At 70.8% G+C, this 22,005-nt stretch carries 19 protein-coding genes; 8 read left to right on the top strand and 11 right to left on the bottom strand.

Annotation, left to right across the window (positions count from 1 at the left end):
- Window positions 1–13: 13 nt before the first annotated feature.
- The 3 genes from OG254_RS30400 to OG254_RS30390 all read left to right on the top strand — a co-directional run bounded on the left by OG254_RS30400 (window position 14) and on the right by OG254_RS30390 (window position 3,708).
- Complete coding sequence (locus OG254_RS30400; protein WP_147993307.1) at window positions 14–994, top strand: glycosyltransferase family 2 protein; 981 nt, start codon at window positions 14–16, stop codon at window positions 992–994.
- Window positions 994–2,352 (top strand): polysialyltransferase family glycosyltransferase, encoded by a 1,359-nt coding sequence (locus tag OG254_RS30395; protein WP_405587881.1) that lies wholly within the window; start codon window positions 994–996, stop codon window positions 2,350–2,352. Before OG254_RS30400 ends, OG254_RS30395 begins: the two co-directional genes overlap by 1 nt.
- A 174-nt stretch (window positions 2,353–2,526) precedes the next feature.
- Window positions 2,527–3,708 carry an acyltransferase family protein gene (locus OG254_RS30390; RefSeq protein WP_405587878.1) on the top strand — a complete coding sequence of 394 codons (1,182 nt, stop codon included), beginning with the start codon at window positions 2,527–2,529 and terminating at the stop codon, window positions 3,706–3,708.
- Between the two features lie 178 nt (window positions 3,709–3,886).
- Here the strand turns inward: OG254_RS30390 and OG254_RS30385 are convergent, their stop codons facing one another.
- The 3 genes from OG254_RS30385 to OG254_RS30375 form a co-directional block, all read right to left on the bottom strand.
- Complete coding sequence (locus OG254_RS30385; protein ID WP_405587876.1) at window positions 3,887–5,230, bottom strand: alpha-2,8-polysialyltransferase family protein; 1,344 nt, start codon at window positions 5,228–5,230, stop codon at window positions 3,887–3,889.
- Window positions 5,227–6,213: a glycosyltransferase family 2 protein gene (locus OG254_RS30380; protein WP_351197686.1), complete on the bottom strand. Its 987-nt coding sequence runs from the start codon at window positions 6,211–6,213 to the stop codon at window positions 5,227–5,229. Before OG254_RS30380 ends, OG254_RS30385 begins: the two co-directional genes overlap by 4 nt.
- 174 nt (window positions 6,214–6,387) lie before the next feature.
- Entirely contained in the window at window positions 6,388–7,038 is a 651-nt protein-coding gene (locus tag OG254_RS30375; protein WP_405587873.1) for a TetR/AcrR family transcriptional regulator, read from the bottom strand.
- 77 nt (window positions 7,039–7,115) lie between these two features.
- Here OG254_RS30375 and OG254_RS30370 point away from each other — a divergent pair, with 77 nt between their 5' ends.
- Window positions 7,116–8,540, top strand: coding sequence for an FAD-dependent oxidoreductase (locus OG254_RS30370; protein WP_405595268.1), 1,425 nt, complete (start codon window positions 7,116–7,118; stop codon window positions 8,538–8,540).
- Here the strand turns inward: OG254_RS30370 and leuE are convergent, their stop codons facing one another.
- Together leuE and OG254_RS30360 are read right to left on the bottom strand one after the other, a co-directional pair.
- Complete coding sequence (leuE, locus tag OG254_RS30365; RefSeq protein WP_405587870.1) at window positions 8,541–9,200, bottom strand: leucine efflux protein LeuE; 660 nt, start codon at window positions 9,198–9,200, stop codon at window positions 8,541–8,543.
- Window positions 9,201–9,312: 112 nt separating this feature from the next.
- Window positions 9,313–10,893 carry a methylmalonyl-CoA mutase gene (locus OG254_RS30360; RefSeq protein ID WP_405587867.1) on the bottom strand — a complete coding sequence of 527 codons (1,581 nt, stop codon included), beginning with the start codon at window positions 10,891–10,893 and terminating at the stop codon, window positions 9,313–9,315.
- Window positions 10,894–11,052: 159 nt separating this feature from the next.
- Between OG254_RS30360 and OG254_RS30355 the strand changes: the two genes are divergently transcribed.
- Window positions 11,053–11,913 carry a L,D-transpeptidase family protein gene (locus tag OG254_RS30355; RefSeq protein ID WP_405587865.1) on the top strand — a complete coding sequence of 287 codons (861 nt, stop codon included), beginning with the start codon at window positions 11,053–11,055 and terminating at the stop codon, window positions 11,911–11,913.
- Between the two features lie 268 nt (window positions 11,914–12,181).
- On the opposite strand, the gene OG254_RS30350 is transcribed toward OG254_RS30355, so the two are convergent.
- The 4 genes from OG254_RS30350 to OG254_RS30335 form a co-directional block, all read right to left on the bottom strand.
- Entirely contained in the window at window positions 12,182–13,315 is a 1,134-nt protein-coding gene (locus tag OG254_RS30350; protein WP_405587862.1) for a hypothetical protein, read from the bottom strand.
- Window positions 13,315–13,977 (bottom strand): RNA polymerase sigma factor, encoded by a 663-nt coding sequence (locus tag OG254_RS30345; protein ID WP_351197700.1) that lies wholly within the window; start codon window positions 13,975–13,977, stop codon window positions 13,315–13,317. Before OG254_RS30345 ends, OG254_RS30350 begins: the two co-directional genes overlap by 1 nt.
- Before the next feature lie 419 nt (window positions 13,978–14,396).
- Window positions 14,397–15,254: a hypothetical protein gene (locus tag OG254_RS30340; RefSeq protein ID WP_405587860.1), complete on the bottom strand. Its 858-nt coding sequence runs from the start codon at window positions 15,252–15,254 to the stop codon at window positions 14,397–14,399.
- A gap of 267 nt (window positions 15,255–15,521) precedes the next feature.
- The gene (locus OG254_RS30335; protein ID WP_351197704.1) at window positions 15,522–16,139 is read right to left on the bottom strand and encodes an RNA polymerase sigma factor; all 618 of its coding nucleotides are present in this window, start codon (window positions 16,137–16,139) and stop codon (window positions 15,522–15,524) included.
- Window positions 16,140–16,406: 267 nt separating this feature from the next.
- Between OG254_RS30335 and OG254_RS30330 the strand changes: the two genes are divergently transcribed.
- On the top strand, window positions 16,407–17,297 hold the full coding sequence (locus OG254_RS30330; protein ID WP_405587856.1) for a septum formation family protein: 891 nt from the start codon (window positions 16,407–16,409) through the stop codon (window positions 17,295–17,297).
- 185 nt (window positions 17,298–17,482) lie between these two features.
- Window positions 17,483–20,188, top strand: a complete 2,706-nt coding sequence (locus OG254_RS30325) for an FG-GAP-like repeat-containing protein (RefSeq protein ID WP_405587853.1) — start codon at window positions 17,483–17,485, stop codon at window positions 20,186–20,188.
- A 77-nt stretch (window positions 20,189–20,265) separates the two neighbouring features.
- Here the strand turns inward: OG254_RS30325 and OG254_RS30320 are convergent, their stop codons facing one another.
- Complete coding sequence (locus OG254_RS30320) at window positions 20,266–20,649, bottom strand: hypothetical protein (RefSeq protein ID WP_405587851.1); 384 nt, start codon at window positions 20,647–20,649, stop codon at window positions 20,266–20,268.
- 184 nt (window positions 20,650–20,833) lie between these two features.
- Here OG254_RS30320 and OG254_RS30315 point away from each other — a divergent pair, with 184 nt between their 5' ends.
- On the top strand, window positions 20,834–21,328 hold the full coding sequence (locus OG254_RS30315; protein WP_405587848.1) for a DUF1877 family protein: 495 nt from the start codon (window positions 20,834–20,836) through the stop codon (window positions 21,326–21,328).
- 22 nt (window positions 21,329–21,350) lie between these two features.
- Here OG254_RS30315 and OG254_RS30310 read toward each other — a convergent pair whose 3' ends face one another.
- Window positions 21,351–21,953, bottom strand: coding sequence for a hypothetical protein (locus OG254_RS30310; RefSeq protein ID WP_405587845.1), 603 nt, complete (start codon window positions 21,951–21,953; stop codon window positions 21,351–21,353).
- Window positions 21,954–22,005 lie beyond the last annotated feature (52 nt).

The following is a 22,005-nucleotide window of genomic DNA, read 5'->3' as shown; positions in this document are numbered from 1 at the left end:
TAACGTCCCTCAGGTGGTCAAGCTCTCCGTCATCGTGCCGTTCTACAACGTGCAGCAATACGCGCCAGACACCCTCAAGAGCCTGCGTGCGAACACACGTCGGGACTTCGAGTTCATCCTCGTCGACGACTGCTCGACGGACGGGACACCGGACATTCTCGCGCGCGCGGAGCGCGAGCTGCCGGGCGCCGTACTCGTCAGACACGAGCAGAACGGAGGGCTGGCCACCGCGCGGAACACCGGAATCGACAAGGCGCGCGGCGAGTACCTGACGTTCCTGGACGGCGACGACTGGCTCGCCCCCGGCTACTTCCCGCAGCTCCTGGCCGCCATCGAGGAGTTGGGCTGCGACTTCGTGCGCACCGATCACGTGCAGTCCACGGGGCGGGCGCGCAGCATCCACCGGGTGCCGCACGGCCGGCGCTGGACGGTGATGAACCCCCGCGAGGCGATCCTGCCCGCCGACCGCTCGACGTCGGTGGACTACGCGTACGCCTGGGCCGGCATCTACCACCGCCGCCTGGTCGACCGCGGGATCCTGCACTTCACCCACGGCCTGCGCACCGCGGAGGACCGGCCCTGGATCTGGAAGCTGCACCGGGAGGCGGAATCCTTCGCCGCGGTCGGGCTGCTCGGTGTCTACTACCGGCGCGGAGTGGCGTCCTCGCTCACCCAGATCGGTGACGTGCGGCAGCTCGATTTCATTCGTGCGTTCGATCAGGTAATCGACGAAACGGCGCGTGACCCCGAGGCCGATAAGCTGCTTCCGAAAGCTGTGCGCACCTATTGCGCGATCATGGCTCATCATCTCGGACAAATCGAGAGGTTCGAACCCGCCGTGGCTCGAAAACTGCGCTCGATGAGCGCCGCCGCCCTGAAAAGAATGCCGCAGGACGTGCTCGCGGAGGTCATGGACTCGATGGACGCGCAGCGCGCCGCCCGGCTGCGTCGGGTGCGCCGCAGGGCCGTCGGGGCCCGGACGGTGGCCGCCTGATGCCTCGCACGACCCAGATCTTCTGCGCCTCGACCCTGTACGGCGCCGCGACGCTCGCCGCCGCCCTGGACGCCGGGCTCTTCGAACCGGCCGACCGCCGGCTGCTGCTGGTCACCAACAACGCGACCAACCCCGAGATCACCCCGTCCGTCGACACCATGCCGGGCTTCGCCCAGTTGAGCGGGCGCTTCGACGAGGTGCTCTCCTGGAACGAGACCATCTCCCCGTTCCACCCGAGCGGCTGGTCGCCCCGCGAGAACGACATCCCGATGTGGGAGCGGTACGTACGGCTGCTGTGGAACCTCGGCGACGACGAGATCCAGCTGGCCGTCGAGTCCGTCCAGGTCAACCCGGCCCTCGCGCTGTGCCAGCTGTTCACCGGCGCTCCCGTCGATGTCTACGCGGACGGCCTCATAAGCTATGGCCCCACGCGCGACAAGATCGACCCGCTGGTCGGCACCCGTGTCGGCCGGCTGCTGCACCTCGATCTCGTCCCGGGCCTCACCCCGCTGCTGCTCACCGAGTTCGGCGTGCCGTCCGAACTGGTGCCGTCCGAGGTGTTCCTGAAGGTGCTCGGTGAACTCACCGAGGCGGAGACCGCTCTGCCCACGCCGTCCGGCGGCGACCAGCCGGCGCTGCTGCTCGGCCAGTACCTCTCCGCGCTCGGCATCCTCACCGACGCCGAGGAGGAGGAGCTGCACCTGCAGATGGTGCGCGGCGCCATCGCGCTCGGCCACCGCAATCTCGTCTTCAAGCCGCACCCCGTCGCGCCGGCCCGCTGGTCGAAGCTGCTGGAGGACGAGGCGAAGAAGCTGGGCGGTGAGCTCACCCTGCTGGACCGGCCCGTGCTCGCCGAGGTCGCCTTCCAGCGGCTGCGGCCCGCACTCGTCGTCGGCTGCTTCTCGACCGGGCTGTTCACCGCCGCCGGTCTGTACGGCCTCCCGGTCGCACGGGTCGGCACCGACGCCGTGCTGGCCCGGCTCGCGCCGTACCAGAACAGCAACCGCGTGCCGCTGACCATCGTCGACGCGCTGCTGCCGGACATCGCGGACGCCGCCGCCGTGAGCGGCTGGACGATGCCCGAGCGGGAGCGGATCGACGAACTGGACGGGCTGCTCAAGGCCGTCGGCTTCGCGATGCAGCCGAAGATCTACCCGGGGCTGCGGGCCGCGGCCGAGGCCTACCTCTCCAAGCAGCTGAACCCGCACACCTGGCGCTACTTCAAGCGCAAGCGCCTGACCTCACTGGCCCTGCCCGGGGCCGTGCCGGCCCAGCTCTCCTTCATCCCGCGCAACGCGACCGTGCGCCGCCTGGCGCGCCGGGCCCGAGCGCTGAAGCAGGTGGCCGGCCGAAAGTAAACAGCAAGAAGGGGTGGTTGTTCATCCGTGTGACACCTTTGCGCTCCCTGAGCGTCAGCCGTCACTCACCTTTCACCCGTCCGAGGGACATAGCGTTCGGTCATCGTATGAAATGGCATCGTCCATCACGTACGACTGAACGCACCTCGAGGCTCCCAGGAGAAAGGCCCCAGGATGAGCGCGGCTGACCAGGCCACGGCCGAACAAGCCACGGCCGCCCAGGCCACGGCACCGCCGGCACCAGCGAAACCCCGGTTGAACCAGGTCATCGCCGCGCGGCCTCCTGTCCGGTCCCGCAAGGAGAGCAGGCTGCGCGCCCTGGACGGGCTGCGTCTGATGGCCGCGCTGATGGTGTGCATGTACCACTTCACCGGCAAGAACGGTGAGGTCGAGTCCTCCTGGCACCAGTCCCCCGGGGTGATGTTCCCGACGCTGTCGCAGTTCTCCACCTACGGCAGCCTGGGCGTGCAGTTCTTCTTCGTCATCAGTGGCTTCGTGATCTGCATGAGCAGCTGGGGCCGCACCCTGGGCGACTTCTTCCGCTCCCGGATCTCCCGTCTCTACCCGGCGTACTGGGTGGCCATCGTGATGGTCACCGGCGCCGCGGTGCTGCTGCCGGTGGTCGTCCACCCGGTCCGGCCGGACGAGCTCCTGGTCAACCTCACGATGATGCAGCAGCCGCTGGGCGTGCCGCGGGTCCTGGGCGTGTGCTGGACGCTCTGGGTGGAGCTGAAGTTCTACGTGCTCTTCGCCCTGTTCGTGATCTGGAAGGGCGTCACCTACAAGCGGGTCGTCACCTTCTGCATCCTGTGGGTGCTGGCCAGCGCCTTCGCCCGGGTCGCCGACAACCCGCTCACCGACGAGCTGGTGATGCGCGACCACGCCCCGTTCTTCATCGGCGGCCTCGCGCTGTACCTGATCCACCGCTTCGGCAGCGACCTGCTGCTGTGGGGGATCGTCGGCATGTCCTTCCTGCTGGGCCAGCGCTACTCGGTCACGGCGCTGTGGCACCCGGGCGCCCAGGGCGAGTTCCACCGCAACCCGTACGTCATCCAGGCGATCGTCTTCTTGGCCTTCGCGGCCGTCGCGGTGGTGGCGATGGGCTGGATGAGCTGGGCGAACTGGCGCTGGCTGACGGTGGCCGGGGCGCTGACGTATCCCTTCTACCTGATCCACGAGCACCTGGGCTGGTTCTTCATCCGGGTGCTGCACCGGGGACTTGGGCTCGGCTCCTACGAGACGCTCGCGCTGTCCGTGCTGAGCCTGTTGGGGCTGGCGTATCTCATGAACCGGTTCGTGGAGAAGCCGTTCGGGCCGAAGCTGAAGCGGGCGTTGCCCGCCGTGAAGCTCCGCTAGGGGCCGTAGTTCGGGTGCGGCGCGGTGGGGGCTGGTCGCGCCCACGCGGCGGCGCCGCATATCGATACAGCCCCGCGCCCCTGGTGGTGGGGGCGCTGCGCGCCTCCCACCACCAACACAAACGGTGGGCGCCTCTCCCGGCTGGGAGAGGCGCCCACCGCCTTTTCTGGACCTTCCGCTACTTCCGCGTCGTCTGCCGCAGCTGGCGTACGGCCTTGCGGACCGCCGGGTGTCTGCGGAGGGCCTCCGCGCGGACCGGGCTGCCGCCGGGCAGGCGCAGGCTGGTGAGGCGGCGGCGCTTGAAGTAGTGCTGGTAGCGCGCCAGGTTGGCGCCGAGCCAGGCGGCGACCTCGTCCCGCGCGGCGTGGTGCTTGCGGGACTGCATGCAGTAGCCGACGCTGCGCACCAGCGGGGCCAGCTCCTCGGCCATGCCGGAGAGTTCGAGCGGGGCGCCGATCTCTGCGACCTCCGCGTTCGGCAGGGCCGCGTCGATGATGGTCAGCGGGATGCGGTTGCTGTTCTCGTACGGCGTGATGCGTTCGAGGAGCAGTTCCGTGCCGACGCGGGCGACCGGGATGCCGTAGAAGGCGGCGGCGGTCATCAGTGCCGTCGAGAAGCAGCCGATGACGAGCTTCGGCTTCAGGAAGGCGAAGACGGTCTCGGCGAGGACGGGCTCGTTGAGGACCGTGAGGTTGACGCCGAGTTCCTTGGCGACCTCCTCCAGGGACTCGTTGAAGACCGCCGGCGCGCTCGGGTGCGGCTTGAACAGCACGTCCTGGTGACCGGACCGGGCCGCGGCACGCAGGAAGCGGATGTGCAGCTGCTCCTCCTCGTCCTGGGTGATCAGGTCGATGGCCGAGAGGTACTGGCCGAGGAGGACGGCGGTGGGCGGGTTGTCGGCCGGGAGGCGCTCGGCGAGGATGCCGGCGCCGGACTCGCCGATCTGCGCCAGTACGTCGACGATCGCCTCGTTCGGAACGGCCTCGGGCTCGACGCCGTACTCCGCGAGGAGCATGGGAGTCAGGCCCGGCACCAGGTCCAGGTGCAGGACGCGCTTGATGCGGCTGCTCATGCCGTGCGGGATGCGGTTGCGGGTGGGGCCGTAGCTCATCAGGCCGTCCGCGTACACATGGATCGGGCTGTCCGCGAAGATGTCCGCGACCGCGCGGGAGGGGTTGGCCTGGATCGACTCGCAGGCGATCTCGACGGGCTCGTCGCCCAGGTTCCAGGCGAGGCGTACGGCCTTCTCCCACAGCAGGGTGTCCTGGCCCCGGGGGGACCAGCCGGCCGGGTGGTGCGGGGAGATGAAGTCGTTCCAGGAGCGCACCTCGTCGAACTCGGGGGCCAGCTTCTCGAAGCCGGCCATCTTGTTCAGCGGGGTGCCGACCTCGGGGATGGCGGCGGTGTTGCTGACGACGAGTATGCGGCGAACGCCCTCGCGCGGCCCGAACTGGCCGGCGCGGATGGCGGCGGTGACCGTCGCGGCCGCGTACTGCGTGGCCGAGAAGAACATCTGGATCATGCCGCCACTCCCTTCATGCCACCCCGTATCCGGCGCAGCATGTACACGCGCTCCTCGCCCATCCCGACGAGGGCCTCTTCCAGTTCGTCCTCCGACATCCTGCCCAGCGCCTCGGCGGCCATCTGCTTCAGCTTGGCAGCGATGCTGCGCTCGAACCGGCCGCGGCTGAGCAGCTGGTGCGCGATGACGACGCAGTAGTTGCGCAGCGCCTTCTTGCGCAGCTTGCCCACCTCGGGGTCGTCGGCGAGCTCGGCGAGGACCAGGTCGAAGGAGCGGAAGAAGTCCAGCTGGCGAACGTCACCGATCTGAGTGAGCGAGCTGGCCACGCCGCGGCGGTAGAAGACGCCGCGCAGGCTGGCGACGGCGTAGGAGTCGGCCCTGCGGTGCAGGTCCCAGATCCAGGGGCGGTCCTCGGCGGTCTTCAGTCCGTCGTGGAAGCGCAGCATGCCCTTGTCGAGGAGGCGGCGGTGGTAGATGCCGGCCCAGGCGTAGGGGTAGTCGACCATGGTGGTGTCGTCGACCGGGAGGATCGAGGTGCGCGGGTCGAGGGGGGTGTGGCGGCGGCCCTCGGGGGCCCGGTGCACCTGCCGCTCGATGCCGGTGACCTGGACGTGGTCGGTGCGCACGAAGTCGACGTCGAACCGCTCGATGGCGTCCACGAGATCCGCGAGATAGCCCGGGGCGAGCCAGTCGTCACCGTCGAGGAAGGTGAGGTAGCGGGCCTCGGAGGCGTCGATGCCGGTGTTGCGCGCGGTGGCCAGTCCGCCGTTCTGCTCGTGCCGTATCACCCGGCTGTTCTTGAGTCTCTTCGTCAGCGTCAGCAACGCTTCGTACGTCTTGTCCTTGGTGGACCTGTCCTCGACGAAGATGAACTCGAAGTCGTCCCGTTCGTTGTTGACCAGGCTGGTCACGGTCTCGGGGACATACGACTCGATGTTGTAGCAAGGGACGATCACGGACAGTGTCGGGGGGCGGTTGGTCACGCGTACACCTGGGCTCTCTCCGGGGCGGATCCCTGCGACCGTAGGAGACGTTCGACGCCGGACATTGACCCCTTGGCAGCCATCAGGTGAACGAAAAGTAACGGCCCGACCTCCTTTTCCGCGAATCAACCATCCGGCGCCACACATGGTTCGATACGACCTGATTCACGAACCTCACCGACCCCCGCACCGCGCCTCGATCCCGGCGATGATCAGCGCCAGGCCGTCCTCGAAGTGGCGGTCGTAATCGGTGAAGATCTCCGCGCCCGCCTGGGCCGACAGCGGGAAGTCGGCCATCAGGCGGGCGCGTTCGTCGATGTCGTAGCCTTCGCGACGCTCGCCCGGCCGCGGCACGACGCCCTGCTCCTCCGTGACGAAGCCGAGGGTGTAGAGGTACGTCGTCGAGGTCGCGCGGACCGCGTGCGCGAGGGTGAACCCCGCGGCCGTGAACACCCGCAGCGTGTCCTCCATCTGCTCGGCGTGCACGATGGCCGTGAAGCGTGAGCCGCTGAAGACCTTGGCCCCGTCGCGGTAGCCGAGCAGTGCCGCGCGCAGTCCGCGGTTGGACCTCAGCAGCCGCTCCCGCCAGGTGTCGTCCGGGTCGAGGGGCGTCCCGGCGAGCATCCGGCGGTACATCTCGGTCGCCATCTCGTCGAGCAGGGCCTGCTTGTCCTTGAAGTGCCAGTACAGGGCCGGCGCCTTGACGTCCAGCTCCTTGGCGATGGCCCGCAGGGTCAGGCCGTCCAGGCCGACCTCGTTCAGCAGTTCGAGGGCGGTGGCCGCGACGCGTCCGCGGTCGAGGGGCGCTCGTCGTTCCGTAGTCACGCTTGACAGCTTAACGGCGTTAAGGGCACTCTCGTCATCGACAGCACTTAACAACGTTAAGGGGGAATGGCATGAACATGGATGTTATGTCCGGGGATGTAGTCGATGTAGTGGACGTACTGATCGTGGGCGCAGGCCCGACCGGACTGGCCCTCGGCATCGACCTCGCGCGGCGCGGCGTGGACGCGCTGGTCGTGGAGCGGGCCGAGGAGCTGTTCCCGGGCTCGCGCGGCAAGGGCATCCAGCCCCGCACGATGGAGGTCTTCGACGACCTGGGCGTGCTCGACGCGATCCGGGCGGCGGGCGGCAGCTACCCGGTCGGGATGCTCTGGCAGGACGGCGAGCGGGTCGGCGAGCACCGGATGTTCGACCCCGCCGAGGCGACGGAGGACTCTCCGTACGACGAGCCGTGGATGGTCCCGCAGTGGCGGACCCAGCAGATCCTCTTCGCGCGGCTGCAGGAGCTGGGCGGGAAGGTCGCCTTCGGCCGGGAGGTCGTCGGGTTCGCCCAGGACGAGGCCGGAGTGACGGTCCGCTTCGCGGCCGGCGAGAGCGTCCGCGCGCGGTACGTGGTCGCCGCCGACGGCGGCCGCTCGGCCGTGCGCCGGGCCCTGGGCATCGGTATGACCGGCGAGACCGTCGACCCGAACCCGACGCTGGTGGCGGACGTCAGGATCACCGGCCTTGACCGCGACAACTGGCACATCTTCCCGCCCCGCCCGGAGGGCGACGGCTTCCTCGCCATCTGCCCCCTCGCGGGCACGGAGGACTTCCAGGTCACGGCCCAGTTCACGGACGGCTCGCCGGTGGACCTCTCCCTGGAGGGGGTGCGCAAGGTCGTCGCCGCGCGCTCGCATCTGGCGCCCGACGACGTGACCGAGGTGCGGTGGGCCTCGAACTTCCGGCCGCGGGCGGCGCTCGCGGACCGGTTCCGGGACGGGCGGGTGTTCCTCGCGGGGGACGCCGCGCACGTCCACTCACCGGCCGGCGGACAGGGCCTCAACACCAGCGTGCAGGACGCCTACAACCTGGGCTGGAAGCTGGGAGCGGTCCTGCGGGACGGGGCGGACGAGGCCCTGCTGGAGACCTACGAGGAGGAACGGCGGCCCATCGCGGCGGACATGCTCGGGCTGTCGACGAGCGTGCACCGCGGTGAGGTGCGGCGCGGGCAGGCGACGCGCCAGCTGGGCCTCGGATACCGGGAGTCGAGCCTGACGGCGGAGACCCGGCAGACCCCGGGGGCGGTGCGGGCGGGCGACCGCGCACCGGACGGGACGCTGGGCGGCGTGCGGCTGTTCGACGCCTTCCGGGGACCGCACTGGACGCTGGTGGCGGTCGGCGTGCGGGCGCCGGAGCTGCCCGGGTCGGTCGGCGTGGTCCGCGGCGCGGCGCAGGAATCGTACGGGACGGGCCTGTTCCTGGTACGGCCGGACGGCTATGTGGGCTGGGCCGGCGATGCCGGCGACGGGCCGGCGCGGTACCTGGAGCGCACCGGCCTGTAGTCACGAACCGGCGAGGGACAGCTTCACCGCGAACCCGAGGAAGAGCGCTCCCGCCGCCGATGTCGCGCCCGCCGACAGGCGCTTGCGGCGCCGGAAGGCGGTCGCCAGCTTGGTGCCGCTGAATATCAGCGCGGTGAGGTACAGGAAGCTCGCCACCTGCGCGAAGGCCCCGAGGACGACGAACGACAGCGCCGGGTAGGCGTATCCGGGGTCGACGAACTGCACGAAGAAGGCGACGAAGAACAGGATCGCCTTGGGGTTGAGGAGACTGATGACGAAGGCGCGGCGGAAGGGCCGCTCGTCGGTGACGGCGTCGGTGACGGCCTCGGGCGTCTCGGTGGCGGCCTTCTCCCGCCGGGTCCGCCACATCGCCCAGGCGGCCCGCAGCATGCCGATCGCCAGCCAGGTCAGGTAGCCGGCTCCGGCGTACTTCACGATCCCGAACAGCACGGCGTTCGCCTGGAGCAGCGAAGCGACTCCGGCGGCGGAGAGAGTCATCAGCACGGTGTCCCCACACCACACCCCGGCCGCGGCGGTGTACCCGGACCGGATCCCGCGGCGGGCGGCAACGGACAGCACGTACAGCGAGTTGGGGCCGGGCAGCAGGACGATCAGGACGAGACCGGCCAGATAGGTGGGGAGATCGATGACACCGAACATGAGAGGGAGTCTCGCACGGGGCTCTGACATTCCGCCCGGGCGTCTCGGATGCGGCAGATCAGGCGGGTCGGGCCGGGCCGGGACAGCCCGGCCGATCGGGCACCCCGGCCGATCAGAAGGTGTCCGACGGGACGTACGTCCCCCAGACCTCCCGCAGCGCGCCGCACACCTCGCCCACGGTCGCCCTGGCCCGTAGCGCCTCCTTCATCGGGTACAGGACGTTGTCCTCGCCCTCGGCCGCCTTCTTCAGGGCGGTCAGGGCCGCGTCCACCGCCTGCCCGTCGCGCGCGGCGCGCAGGTTCGCCAGGCGCTCGGCCTGCTGTGCCTCGATGGCGGGGTCGACGCGAAGGGGCTCGTAGGGCTCCTCCTCGTCCAGTTGGAAGCGGTTGACGCCCACGACGACCCGCTCGCCGGAGTCGGTCTCCTGGGCGATCCGGTACGCGCTGTGCTCGATCTCGCTCTTCTGGAAGCCGTGCTCGATGGCCGCCACCGCGCCCCCGAGGTCCTCGACCCGCCGCATCAGCCCGACCGCCGCCTCCTCCAGGTCGTCCGTCATCCGCTCGATGACGTAGGAACCGGCGAACGGGTCGACCGTCGCCGTCACGTCCGTCTCGTAGGCCAGCACCTGCTGGGTGCGCAGGGCGAGGCGGGCCGACTTGTCCGTGGGCAGCGCGATGGCCTCGTCGAAGGAGTTCGTGTGCAGGGACTGGGTGCCGCCGAGGACCGCGGCGAGGCCCTGCACCGCGACCCGCACCAGGTTCACCTCCGGCTGCTGGGCCGTCAGCTGCACACCGGCCGTCTGGGTGTGGAAGCGCAGCATCAGGGACTTGGGGTCCCGCGCGCCGAACTCCTCGCGCATCACCCGTGCCCAGATGCGGCGGGCGGCACGGAACTTGGCGACCTCCTCCAGGAGCGTCGTCCGGGCCACGAAGAAGAAGGACAGCCTGGGCGCGAAGTCGTCGACGTCCATGCCTGCCGCGAGCGCCGTACGGACGTACTCGACGCCGTCGGCGAGCGTGAAGGCGATCTCCTGCGCGGGGGACGCGCCCGCCTCGGCCATGTGGTAGCCGGAGATCGAGATCGTGTTCCACTTCGGGATCTCGGCCCTGCAGTACCTGAAGATGTCGGCGATCAGCCGGAGGGAGGGCTTCGGCGGGAAGATGTACGTGCCGCGGGCGATGTACTCCTTCAGCACGTCGTTCTGGATCGTGCCGGTGAGCCGGTCCGCGCTCACGCCCTGCTCCTCGGCGACCAGCTGGTAGAGGAGGAGCAGCAGGGCCGCGGGCGCGTTGATCGTCATCGACGTCGACACCTGGTCCAGCGGGATCCCGTCGAACAGCACCCGCATGTCGTCGATCGAGTCGATGGCCACGCCCACCTTGCCGACCTCGCCGTGCGCGATCGGGGCGTCGGAGTCATGGCCCATCTGGGTGGGCAGGTCGAAGGCGACCGACAGGCCGGTCGTGCCGTGGGCGATGAGCTGCCGGTATCGGGCATTGGACTCCGTCGCCGTGCCGAAGCCGGCGTACTGGCGCATCGTCCAGGGGCGGCCGGTGTACATGGTGGGGTACACGCCCCGGGTGAAGGGGTACGAGCCCGGCTCGCCCAGCTTCTGCGCCGGGTCCCAGCCGGTCAGCGCGCCCGGCCCGTACACCGGCTCGATGGGCAGTCCGGACTCCGACTCACGCGTCATGGTGTGTGCCTCCGCGTTGTGTCCCACTCCGTCTCCCACCATGCCCCGTAGTTCGCCGGGGGTCACCCGCGGGGAACATCTCAGGTGACTTCGAGCGGCCGGTCGGGGGGTCGCGCTGAGACACCGGGGGGCGGGATGCGTATCAGGGGCATGGCAAGGATGCGTACCGGGGATACGCGGAAGGTGCGAACCAGAGGCAGAGGCAGGGGCAGGTCCACCGCGGTGCTCGCCGCGGGCGCCACACTCACCGTGCTGTGCGGCTGCACCGTGCAGGCCTCCGACGGCGAACGGCACTCACCGGTGCACATAGAGCTCCCGAGCAAGTCGCCGTCCCCGAAGTCGGCGACGCCCGACGACAAGCCGCGCTCGACGACGGCACCCGCGGCGCCCGTCGTGCTGTGGACGCGCGGCGACACGGGCCGTGACGTGCGCGAGCTCCAGGCGCGGCTGCGCCAGGTCGCCTGGCTCTTCGACGGGCCGACCGGGACCTACGACGACCTCACCGAGCAGGCCGTCAAGGGCTTCCAGGGCAAGCGCGGGCTGCCCGAGACGGGGCGGACCGACGAGGTCACCTGGGAGCGGCTGCTGGCGATGACGCGCGAACCCGGCATGTGGGACCTGTATCTGATGGGCGGTCAGCCGGCCGACGCGCCCGACGCGCGGTGTCTGACCGGCCGGGTGCTGTGCATCAGCAAGTCCAGCCGGACGCTGCGCTGGATGGTCGACGGGCGCACGGTGGTGGAGGTGTCGGTGCGGTTCGGCTCGCAGTACACGCCGACCCGGGAAGGTGTGTTCACCGTCTACTGGAAGTCACGGCACCATGTGTCGACGCTCTATGACTCCCCCATGCCGTACGCGATGTTCTTCAGCGGCGGCCAGGCGGTGCACTACTCGTCCGACTTCGCGGCCAGGGGTTACGCCGGGGCCTCGCACGGCTGTGTCAACGTGAGCGACGAGCCGGCCATCGCGCAGATGTTCGCCCAGGTGCGGAACGGCGACAAGGTCGTCGTCCACTGGTGAGGCGGGCAGGCGCAGTGCGGATATGGGGCGCGGGCGGGACCGGGGGAACGTGTCCCGCCCGCGCCGATGCACGAGCCGCAGGTACGGGGGGAACCCCGGCTCTGTGCTACGGCCGATGACCAGTCGGCTCACTCTCATCAGCGCCCTAGCGGCCGAAAACGTCACTCTCGCGCCGAAGTATTTTCCTGAAATCACAAAACCGCAGGTCAGAGGCTTGTGATGGGAGAGGCGACGACGTGTGTCCTGCTCGGGGCGTCATACGTCGCGCTCAGAGCGCGCGGGACGACGACCTGAGCGTGGGCGCGGAAGTGGACGTGGACGTGGACGTGGACGTGACAAGGCGCAGCGTGGTGCGGTCCGGCAGGAGGCCGGTCAGGGTCGACGAGGTCCGGGCGGCGGCGTCCGAATGACGGCCGTCGCGGTCGCGGTGGCCACGGGAGTGGTCCTCGTCCTCGCCGTCGCCCCGGTCCCTGCCGTTCCGGTCGCCCTTACCGTGGCCCTTGCCTCGGTCCTTGTCCTGGTCGTCGTCGCCCTTGCCCCGGTCCGTGTCGTGGCCCTCGTCATCGCCGCCGTCGCGCTTTGACCGGGTGCTCTCGCCGGCGCCGGCGAGGACCTTCTTGCAGTACTTCCATACGCGGGCGCTGCTGCCCGCCGCGCCTTCGAGGGTGCGGCGGCGGTCCGGGGGCAGCGGTCTGCCGTCGCGTACGTCACGGCAGTAGGAGGTGACGGCCTGCCACCAGCCGCCGGGCTTCGCCCCGCCCTTCCCGTCCTTCGAGGCGGAGTCGTGATCCGCGGCCGGGCCACCGGGTGCCACCGGGTCCTCGGGGGAGCCGGAGGCGGTGGGGGGTGCGGAGCCGCCGTCGGGCGTGGGCTCCTCCTCGCCACCGGTCTGCGGAGAGGGCGAGATGAGCGGGTGTTCCGGGGGTACGGGCGCGGAGACCGTGGCGGCCGGGCGACCCGGTTCGTTCCGGTCGAACAGCGTCGGCAGGACTCCGGTTCCGGCCGCGACCGTGATTCCGCCGACCATGCCGACGGCCAGCGCGGCGGCGAGACCGAGCCGTACGGGACGGGCCCAGCGCGGGCGGCGCAGCGCGCGGGCGGAGCCGCCGAGCTGCACGAGAGGGACGTCGGCGGTCTCGGGGGCGGGCCGTCCGGGGCCGTCGCCGACGGTGGCGCCGGCCTCGCTCCGGGCCGCGCGCGCCGCGCGGAACGCCGCCAACGCGGCGGCCTCTCCGGGGAGTTCCTCGCTGGTCAGCGGGGTTTCGACGGTCAGGGCCTCAAGCGTCTTGGCGAGGCGTTCGGCCTCGTCGCGGTCGGCCGCGTCGACAGCTTCGAGTGACTCTCCGCGCAGCAAACGCTCCGCCGTTTCGCGGTCCAGCCACCTGTACTGCTCGTCGGCCATCACACATCCTTCTGCGTCCGCGTGACGCTTTGCGTCACACTCGCCGACGTCACCGCACGGCCGCGCGCTTCTCGCTGGGGAGGCAGGGCGTCGAGCACCCCGGCCGATTCCGGATCGTCGCCGAGCAGCTCGGCGAGGCGCTTCAGACCCCGGTGCGCGGCGGTCCGTACGGCACCCGGACGCTTGCCGAGCGTCTCCGCGGCCGTCTTGGCGTCGAGCCCCACGACCACGCGCAGCACGACGGCCTCCGCCTGGTCCTGCGGCAGCCGCGCGATGAGGGAGAGGGTGCCGTCGGTGGCCAGGGCCTCGATGGCCTCGCCCGCGGTGTCGGACTCGCCGGCCTTCCCGGTCAGCTCCGTCTCGTCGCCGCCGATCGCGGGCCGGCGGCCGCGCATGCGTATGTGGTCGAGCGCGCGGTTACGGGCTATCCGGGCCGCCCAGCCGCGAAAGCGGTCCGCGTCGCCGCTGAACCGCTCCAGGTCTCGCGCTATCTGCAGCCACGCCTCCGAGGCCACGTCCTCGGCGTCCGGGTCGCCGACCAGCGTCCGCACGTATCCGAGCAGCCGCGGGTGCACGGAGCGGTACACAGTCCGGAACGCGGTCTCGTCCCCGTCCTGTGCCGCAAGCACCGCGGCGGTCAGCTCCGCGTCGTCCCCCAGCACTACGTACCTCAATTGGTGGTTGCGGTTCCAAGACCGCAGGTCGTTGCGGTGGTCATACACCCTCCGCGTCCGGCGCGAAAGGCACGTTACGGCCTGAAACCGCTGGCCGTCCATGTCCGTACAACATGCAACTACCCGGGAATCCTCGATTCTGTCCGCCCGGGTGTGACAGAAAACGCAGTCATGGCGCTGTAGAGAGTACGGGCCGCCGCGCGGCCCGTGCCGCGCGACGGCCGGGGCCTCTCCTGTGGGGGGTGGCGGCCCCGGCCGTTGCCTCGGTGCGCATCCGGGGCCCGGTCTCGCGAGCGTGAGCCGTAGGTCGAAGCCACGGGGCCAAGCCGCGGGTCTTCAGCAGGTCATCGCCCAAGCCGGGGAACGCCGTTCGCCCCCGCCCGGAACCTGGGACCTGGGCCCCCGAGTCAGTCCTTCTTCTCGGCGTTCTTGCCGGAGCTCGCGTTCCCGCTGTCGCTCTCGCTGCTGTCCTGGCCGTTGCCGGTGACGCCGCCACCGTTGGCCTTCTCGGTCGGCTCCGGCTTCTTGGTCGGCTCGGCCTTCTCCGTCGGCTCGGCCTTCTCCGTCGGCTCGGCCTTCTTGGTCGGCCCGTTCTTCGCCGCCGCCAGCTGCTCGGCGCAGTACGCGGCCACCTTGTCCGCGCCGCCGGCCGCCGTGACGAGCCGCTGCCAGGACGTCGAGTCCAGGGCCTTGCCGCTGTCCTTGACCTGGTCGTAGGCGCGGCACTTGGCCTCGGTGTCCTGGGCGGTAGCCGGATGGCCGGGCTTTGCGGAGTCGGCGCCGGACGCCGAGGACGAGTCGGAAGCGCTGCTGGCCGGGGTGGGCCTGCCCTTGTCCTCGGCGGAGTCGTCCGAGAAGCCGGACGTGCCGATCGCGGCGAACGCCGCCCCGCCGAGGGTGAGGCTCGCGAGGAACACGGAGAGCGTGGTCTTCAGCGACAGCGCCAGTCGCCGCTGCTCGCGCGGCCGCCAGTCGTCGCGGCGCCGGGTGCGCGCGCGGTGCGTCCCTGCGTCCCGGGCGGCCCGGAAGGCCGCCACCGCCCGCTGCTCGCCCTCGACGTCCAGGCGGTGTCCGCGCAGTACGGCGGCGGAGAGCAGCGCCTCCAGCGCCTCGTCGTCGAGCACCGCGTTCGCGCCGAGTGCAGGACCTGAGCCGTGCCCGGACGCATGACCGGTGGCGTGGCCCGAGCCGTGGCCGGAGGCGACGCCGCCAGGGTGCACACGCCGACGGCCGGGGGCCCCACCGCCGTTCTGCTGTTCACCCATGTCCGTCTACCGTCCCTGTCCGATTTCCTCGATCGGCCTACGGGGTGTGCGTGTCGCACACGTCCCGCCTGGCCCATATGGCTCTCCGGCCCATGCAGTCTCGATGACCCATGTGGCCTACGTAATCAATGTGACAGCTGTGACTTACGAGTCCGTAGAGCCTGTACGTACATCAGGCCCCGTACGACTCACGCGCCCGTTCGTCGACCGGTCAGCGACGGCTGTTCGGCAGGACAGTCGCCCTGCCGCCGTCGTCACCCTCACTGTTCATTTCGATTCCCCCAGCGTCCGGGGGCCGTCATCCGTCACACCTTGGACGCCCAGCTGCTTGGCCAGACGCTTCAGCCCTCGGTACGCGGCCGTGCGCACCGCACCCGGACGCTTGCCGAGCACGCGCGCGGCGGCCGGGGCGTCGAGGCCGACGATCACCCGCAGCAGCACGGCCTCGGCCTGGTCCCGCGGCAGCCCGCCGACCAGCTCCAGGGCCTGCTCCGTGGAGATCGACTCCAGCGCCTGGTCGTGCGTGCTGTGCGGGCCGGGCAGGTCCAGTACGTCCTGTTCCATCGCCGACGACCGGGGTCGTACCTTCTGCCGGCGCAGATGGTCCAGCGCCCGGTGCCGGGCGATCGTCGCGGTCCAGCCCCGGAACCCGGTCCCGTCGCCCTTGAAGCGGCCGAGGTCCCGGGCTATCTCCAGCCAGGCGTCGGACGCCACGTCCTCCGCGTCGTCCCCGACCAGCCCGCGCAAGAACCCGAGCAGTGCGGGCTGCACCAGCCGGTACGCGACCGCGAACGCGGCCTCGTCACCCTCTTGGGCTCGCGCCACGGCCGCGCCCAATTCCCCGTCGTGCGCGCGCACGCGGCGGGGTTCTCCTCCCTGGCCCAAGAACTGTCCTCGTCCGTACCGGTTCGTGGCGGATCCGCACCTCGCGGCGCGGCCACCCTTGCCCACGTCCCTCCACGCTCATCAGCGCCCGAGCTCACAGAAGTGTCACAGGGCCCGCCCGGAAGCAGCCGCCCTACAACCCTTGCGACCCGTCGCGAGTCAGAAACGCCGTGATGAGGCAGGGGCCTTCGCACAGCCATGTCACAGGGATGGCATACGATGCCGCCCGCCCCCCGCATAAAGATCACTTAAGAGGATGTACACGTCATGGCCATCGCTGCCCCTTATCGTTCTCTTCGCGGCATATCCGCCGTAGTCGCCCTGCTGGCGATCGGCGCGGTGGGGTGTTCGGACGTCTCGGACGCCGTCGACAGCGCCAAGGACGGCGCGGAGAAGGTGGCTCGCCAGCGCTCGGTGTACTCGCTGGACATCGGGGACTGCTACAACCCGAACAGCAAGGGCGAGGGCACCGCCTACACCGTCGAGATCGTGCCGTGCGCCGAGGCGCACGCCGGTCAGGTCGCCGGTGAGTTCTCGATCACCGAGGAGGAGGCGTACCCCGGCGACGACGCGATCTCGGCGATCGCCGACACGCGGTGCCCGGTCGAGGCGGGGAAGTTCGCCCCGGACACCTGGGCGCTCCCCAAGGGCGTCGCGATCTTCTACTACACCCCGACCAAGGAGAGCTGGGCGACGGGTGACCGCGCCGTGAGCTGCACCTACACCAAGGAGTCGGGCACCTACACCGGCGAACTGAACCCCGACGCGAAGTCGTTGAAGCCCGAGCAGACCACCTTCCTGAAGGGTTCGAACGGCGTCTACGAGGCGCTGTGGACGACCCAGCCCGAGAAGGACACCGTCGAGGACGACCTGCCCGGCTACAAGGCTCAGGCCAAGGCCGTCGCGGCCGCCCTCGACGCGCACGTCAAGGGCCTGGAGGGCATCGAGGGCGCGGAGGTCGGCAAGCTCCGCGCGCAGCTGAAGAAGACGGCCGCGCACTGGTCGAAAGCCGCGCAGGCCGCCGACGCCGACGCGTTCTACATCGCCTACGACTCGGCCTTCACCGGCATCGACCCGAACAAGACGGTCGCCGCCCGCAAGGAGCTGGGCCTGGCCACCACCGTCCCGGCCGACGAGGCCGAGGTCTGGGCAAGCTGACGCTCCCCTCAGCAGCGGGGCCGGGTCCGTCAAGGACCCGGCCCCGCTTGCTTGTTGGTCGGTGAGTGACGTTTTCGGTGCGGACTTCGCCCGTGAGTGACAGATCTCGCCATCTGTGCGCTGCCTGTATGTGCCACCTGTGTGACAGGTGATGCGCCCGTGACCATTTACTAGGGGTGGGACAGTTGAGTCCTCGCAGGACCCATGCGTACAAACCGCTCAGCCTCAAGAGACGTGCGTGGCTGACGGTGGGAGCCGTCGTACTGAGCGGCGCCGGCGTCGTGACGTACGCCATCGCGGACCCGTCCGCACCGGCCGACACCAAGCGGGAGAGCCGTGCACCGGCCATCCACACGCTCAAGCTCAAGGACCGCGGCTCGGGCCGCAAGGGTCTGCCCAAGCAGGACACCGAGCGCTTCAGCGCGGTGGTGCTGACCTGGACCGACCCCGAGGCGGAGACCAAGGGCACGCCCGAGGTGCGCACCCGGGACCTGGAGACCGGCGAGTGGTCCGGCTGGCAGCAGGTCACGGTCGAGCCGAACCAGGCGGACGGCGAGGAGGGCGCGCGGGCGGCCCTGCGCGGCGGCACCGAGTCGGTGTGGACCGGCGACTCCGACGGCATCGAGGTGCGCGTCGTGAGCGCGGACGGCACCGAGCTCGGCGGCCAGCCCGCCGGCATGGACGTCAAGCTGCTCGACCCGGGCACGGACCCCAAGGGCGCGATACGCCCGGCCGCCTTCGCGGCGGAGGAGACCACGGCACCGGCGACGGACACCCCCGTGCCGACGGACCCGGTCACGCCCACGGAGACGGCCACCCCCACCGAGACGGCCACGCCGACCGGCACCCCGGCGCCCACGGACACCCCGACGGTGACCGGGACGCCCACCGCGTCCACGTCCCCGACCGCCTCCCCCACCCCGACCCCCACGGTCCCCGCCCCCCGCCCCTCGACGGTCGTCAAGCCGCCGGTCATCACGCAGGCCGAGTGGGGCGCGTCCACGGACTACGACGGCACCCCGGAGTACGGCACCGAGATCAAGGCCGCCGTCGTCCACCACACCGGCGTCGACAGTGACAACGGCCTGTCCTGCGCCGAGTCCAGGGCCCGGATGCGCACCATCCAGCAGGGACACTTCAGCCAGGGCTACTTCGACATCGGCTACAACTTCGTCGTCGACCGGTGCGGCCAGATCTTCGAGGGCCGCACGGGCGGCATGAACCTGCCGGTGATCGGCGCGCACGACGCCGGGTTCAACACCAACACGGTCGGCATCTCGTACATCGGCAACTTCGAGAAGGCGACGCCCAGCCGCGCCGGCCTGGACGCCATCGCGCGGATCGTGGCCTGGAAGTTCGGCATGTACGGCATCGACCCGACCGGCAAGGTCACACTGACGTCCGGCGTGGACCAGGGCTACAGCGGCAACAAGATCCCGAAGGGCACGTCGGTCACGCTGCCGCGTGTCTTCGGCCACCGGGACACCAACGCCACGGCCTGCCCGGGCGCGAACCTCTACCCCAAGCTCACCCGGATCGCCCAGACCGCCAAGACCCCGGGCATCTCGCACGCCCTCGCCACCTCGGACTTCAACCGGGACGGCATCGACGACCTGGTCGCCGGCACGCCCCGCGCGCTGAGCAACGGCGGCACCCTGACCCTCGTCCCGGGCGGCCTCGACGGCCCGGTCCCCGCCTCGAAGCTGACCCTCACCCAGAACAGCACCGGCGTCCCCGGCTCCCACGAGTCCGGCGACAACTTCGGCGCCGCCACCGCGTGGGGCGACGTCAACGGCGACGGCTACGCCGACCTCGCGATCGGCGCGCCCGGCGAGGACGACACCAGCGGCAACGCGGACCGGGGCCAGGTCACCGTCATGTACGGCCCGGCGCTGAACACCGGCTTCTCGTACACCACTTCGGGCACGGTCACGGCGGCGGGCGCCAAGCTCGGCTCGACCGTCACCGTCGGCGACTTCAACGGCGACGGCAAGGCGGACGTGTTCTCGGCCGGCACCGGCAAGGGCGGCAACTGGCATGTGCGGCTGACCGGCGGCGCGTCGACGTCCGGCACGCTCACCACGGCCACCGCCGCCGTCGCCTACCTGGACGCCGCGACCGGCGACTTCAACCGGGACGGCTACGCGGACGTCGCCCTCAACTACCGCGACACGGGCGGCATCGGCCGCGTGCTCCGCTTCGCGGGCTCGGCGACCGGCCTCACCAAGGCCGGCGTGATCTCCGTCAAGGGCGGCCGCTCCATCGCCGCGGGCGACGTCAACGGCAACGGCTACGACGACATCGTCATCGGCCAGCCGGTCGCGTCCGAGTCCGGCGGCCTCTCGGGCGGCCAGATCACGATGGTCCCGGGCACGTCGACCGGCTTCACCACCACCGGCATGACGACGATCCACCAGGACACGGCGAACATCGCCGGCGGCAACGAGTCCGGCGACCTGTTCGGCGCCTCCGTCTCGGTCGGCGACTACAACGCCGACGGCTTCGCCGACGCCCTGACCGGCGTCCCCGGCGAGGACTTCCCGCGCGCGGGCGTGAACCAGGCCAACGCGGGTGACGTGCTGCTGGTCAAGGGCACCTCGACCGGCCTGACCGGCACCGGCTCGACCCGTCTGTCGCAGGACACGACCGGCGTGCCCGGCACGGCGGAGAGCAACGACCTGTTCGGCTCGGCGGTGTCGCTGACGGACCTGTCGGGCTACGGCCGCGCGGACCTGACGCTCGGCGCCGAGGGCGAGGACGGCACGGACGGCATCGTGATGTACCTCCCGAGCAACAGCACGGGCCTCGGCTACGCCCAGGCGGTCATCCACAGCAAGACCGCGCTCGGCACCCCGACGGACGCCCACCTGGGCCAGATCCTGACGCCGTAGGGCACCGGGAACAGCTGACCCGGCCGGGACCCCGCCCATTCACGGGGTCCCGGCCGGGTCATGTCCGCACCCGTCGGCTACGGCCGCGTCGCGTCCCGGCACAGCAGCCGCAGCGACCCTTCGCCCGTGAAGCACCGCCGCGCCTCGTCGATCGGGTCCCACAGCCGCCCGTCGGGCGTGCGTATCCAGTGGTCGCCGCCCGTCGCCCACCACTCGGCGCCGGTCTGACGGACGATCACCTCACCGGCGTACGCGCCGAATCCACGCAGCGTGTTCTCCACGGCGGCGTACGGCGTCCCCTCGCGGCACAGGCTCCCGATCATCCGGTCGACCCGCCACAGGCTCTGCTCCGAGTAGTCGAGCCGCAGCCGGGCTCCCTCGCGCATCGTCGCCACCGCGTCCGCCGCCCACCGCACCGGCTTGGTCGCGGCTGCGGGCCTGGTCTCCGCTTGAGTCGTCACACCCTGGAGAGCGTGCCCGACCTGCGATTCGTCACCCGGATCCGGCGACTTTCCCGGACCGGTGCAGGACCGCCCCACCGCGCCCGCACGACAGTCACAGGACTCCCCCAGGAACCAGGTTTACGCGAGCGTCCAGGTTGACGCGGGAGTGACGCTTCGCCGCTCCCGTGCGCTCCAGTCACTGATGAGCATGTACTTCCATCTGCGCGCGGTGCCGCCCTCGGCCCTGCGCAACAGCGCGACCTGGTTCCAGCGCCTTTTCGAGGACGACTGGAACACCGTGCGGGAGCGGATAGGCCGGCATCGCGAGGAGGTGCTCGACAAGCTGTACGGCGACGTCGAGATCCTCTACTGCGGCATCCCCCCGAACCACGCACCGGACGGCCCCCGCACCCGGGTGATCCTCGGCGGCCGGCCGGCCTTCCACACCGATCCCGCCCAGCCGCCGTTCCTGCTGCTCACCGCGTCCCAGGTGACCGGGGTCGCCGAGTTCCTCAAGGGGGCCGACTTCGACGACCTGTGGCGCGACGCGCGCATGCAGCTGCTGCGGCCGTACGACGCGCTGGACGCGGAAGCCGAGGTGCGCGGCCTCTTCGCGGCGACGCACCGCGACCTGACCGCCTTCTACGCGCAGACGGCCGAGTACGGCGACGCGGTGGTGAAGTGGCTGCTGGTCTGAGGGAACCGGGGCGATCCGGGCGTCAGATCCTGCCCCGGGCCCGCCGCGACACCACCGCCCGCAGCACCCGGCGCCCCTCCGTCGACACCTCCAGCGCCTGGCGCAGCCCGCCCGCACCATGGCCGGCGAGCAGCTCCAGGACGCTGACCTGGCGGCGCAGTTCGGCGGCGACGAGCGGCGACATGCCCACCGGGCGGACCGCGACGGGCGCCCCGCCCTCCCGGACCGAGGCGAGGGACTCGCCGGGGGCGTCGGTGTCGCCCTCGGCGGGGTCGAGCAGCCGGTGTATCTGGAGCGAGGCGACAGAGCAGGCGTCGGCCCAGATCCGCGCCTCGGCGGCGGACCGTACGGCGGGGGCCGCGGCCAGCATCCGCCGGGCGAGCAGCGCGGCCTCGTCCTCGATGTCCTCGTCGTCCACGATGTCGGCGACGCCCAGCTTGCCGCGCACCTGGTCCAGCAGCTCGCCCCAGACGGCGGGATCCCCGCCGCTCGCGAGGTTCGCCCACAGGGGCCGCAGTGCCTCGTCGTCACCGCCGAGCAGGGGCACGCATCGATCCAAACAAGCCAACCCGCTGGCGGCCAGTCCGCGTTCGTCGGCCTGAGCGATCAGTTCCACCAGGCTCATCCACGCCTCCCAAAGCGGGTCGGTTATGAGGGTCGGGGTCCCCGCACAGGCC

This window comes from Streptomyces sp. NBC_01092 (assembly GCF_045039535.1).
GTDB lineage: Bacteria > Actinomycetota > Actinomycetes > Streptomycetales > Streptomycetaceae > Streptomyces.
Note: the sequence above shows the minus strand (reverse complement) of the source record. Positions and strands in the feature narration are given on the sequence as shown.

Excerpts from the sequence above, each read along its gene's own strand:
- OG254_RS30395 (WP_405587881.1), top strand. The coding sequence starts at position 994 with ATGCCTCGCACGACCCAGATCTTCTGCGCCTCGACCCTGTACGGCGCC.
- OG254_RS30390 (WP_405587878.1), top strand. The coding sequence starts at position 2,527 with ATGAGCGCGGCTGACCAGGCCACGGCCGAACAAGCCACGGCCGCCCAG.
- OG254_RS30385 (WP_405587876.1), bottom strand. The coding sequence starts at position 5,230 with ATGATCCAGATGTTCTTCTCGGCCACGCAGTACGCGGCCGCGACGGTC.
- OG254_RS30370 (WP_405595268.1), top strand. The coding sequence starts at position 7,116 with ATGGATGTTATGTCCGGGGATGTAGTCGATGTAGTGGACGTACTGATC.
- leuE (WP_405587870.1), bottom strand. The coding sequence starts at position 9,200 with ATGTTCGGTGTCATCGATCTCCCCACCTATCTGGCCGGTCTCGTCCTG.
- OG254_RS30360 (WP_405587867.1), bottom strand. The coding sequence starts at position 10,893 with ATGACGCGTGAGTCGGAGTCCGGACTGCCCATCGAGCCGGTGTACGGG.
- OG254_RS30355 (WP_405587865.1), top strand. The coding sequence starts at position 11,053 with ATGCGTACCGGGGATACGCGGAAGGTGCGAACCAGAGGCAGAGGCAGG.
- OG254_RS30350 (WP_405587862.1), bottom strand. The coding sequence starts at position 13,315 with ATGGCCGACGAGCAGTACAGGTGGCTGGACCGCGAAACGGCGGAGCGT.
- OG254_RS30340 (WP_405587860.1), bottom strand. The coding sequence starts at position 15,254 with ATGGGTGAACAGCAGAACGGCGGTGGGGCCCCCGGCCGTCGGCGTGTG.
- OG254_RS30330 (WP_405587856.1), top strand. The coding sequence starts at position 16,407 with ATGGCCATCGCTGCCCCTTATCGTTCTCTTCGCGGCATATCCGCCGTA.
- OG254_RS30315 (WP_405587848.1), top strand. The coding sequence starts at position 20,834 with ATGAGCATGTACTTCCATCTGCGCGCGGTGCCGCCCTCGGCCCTGCGC.
- OG254_RS30310 (WP_405587845.1), bottom strand. The coding sequence starts at position 21,953 with ATGAGCCTGGTGGAACTGATCGCTCAGGCCGACGAACGCGGACTGGCC.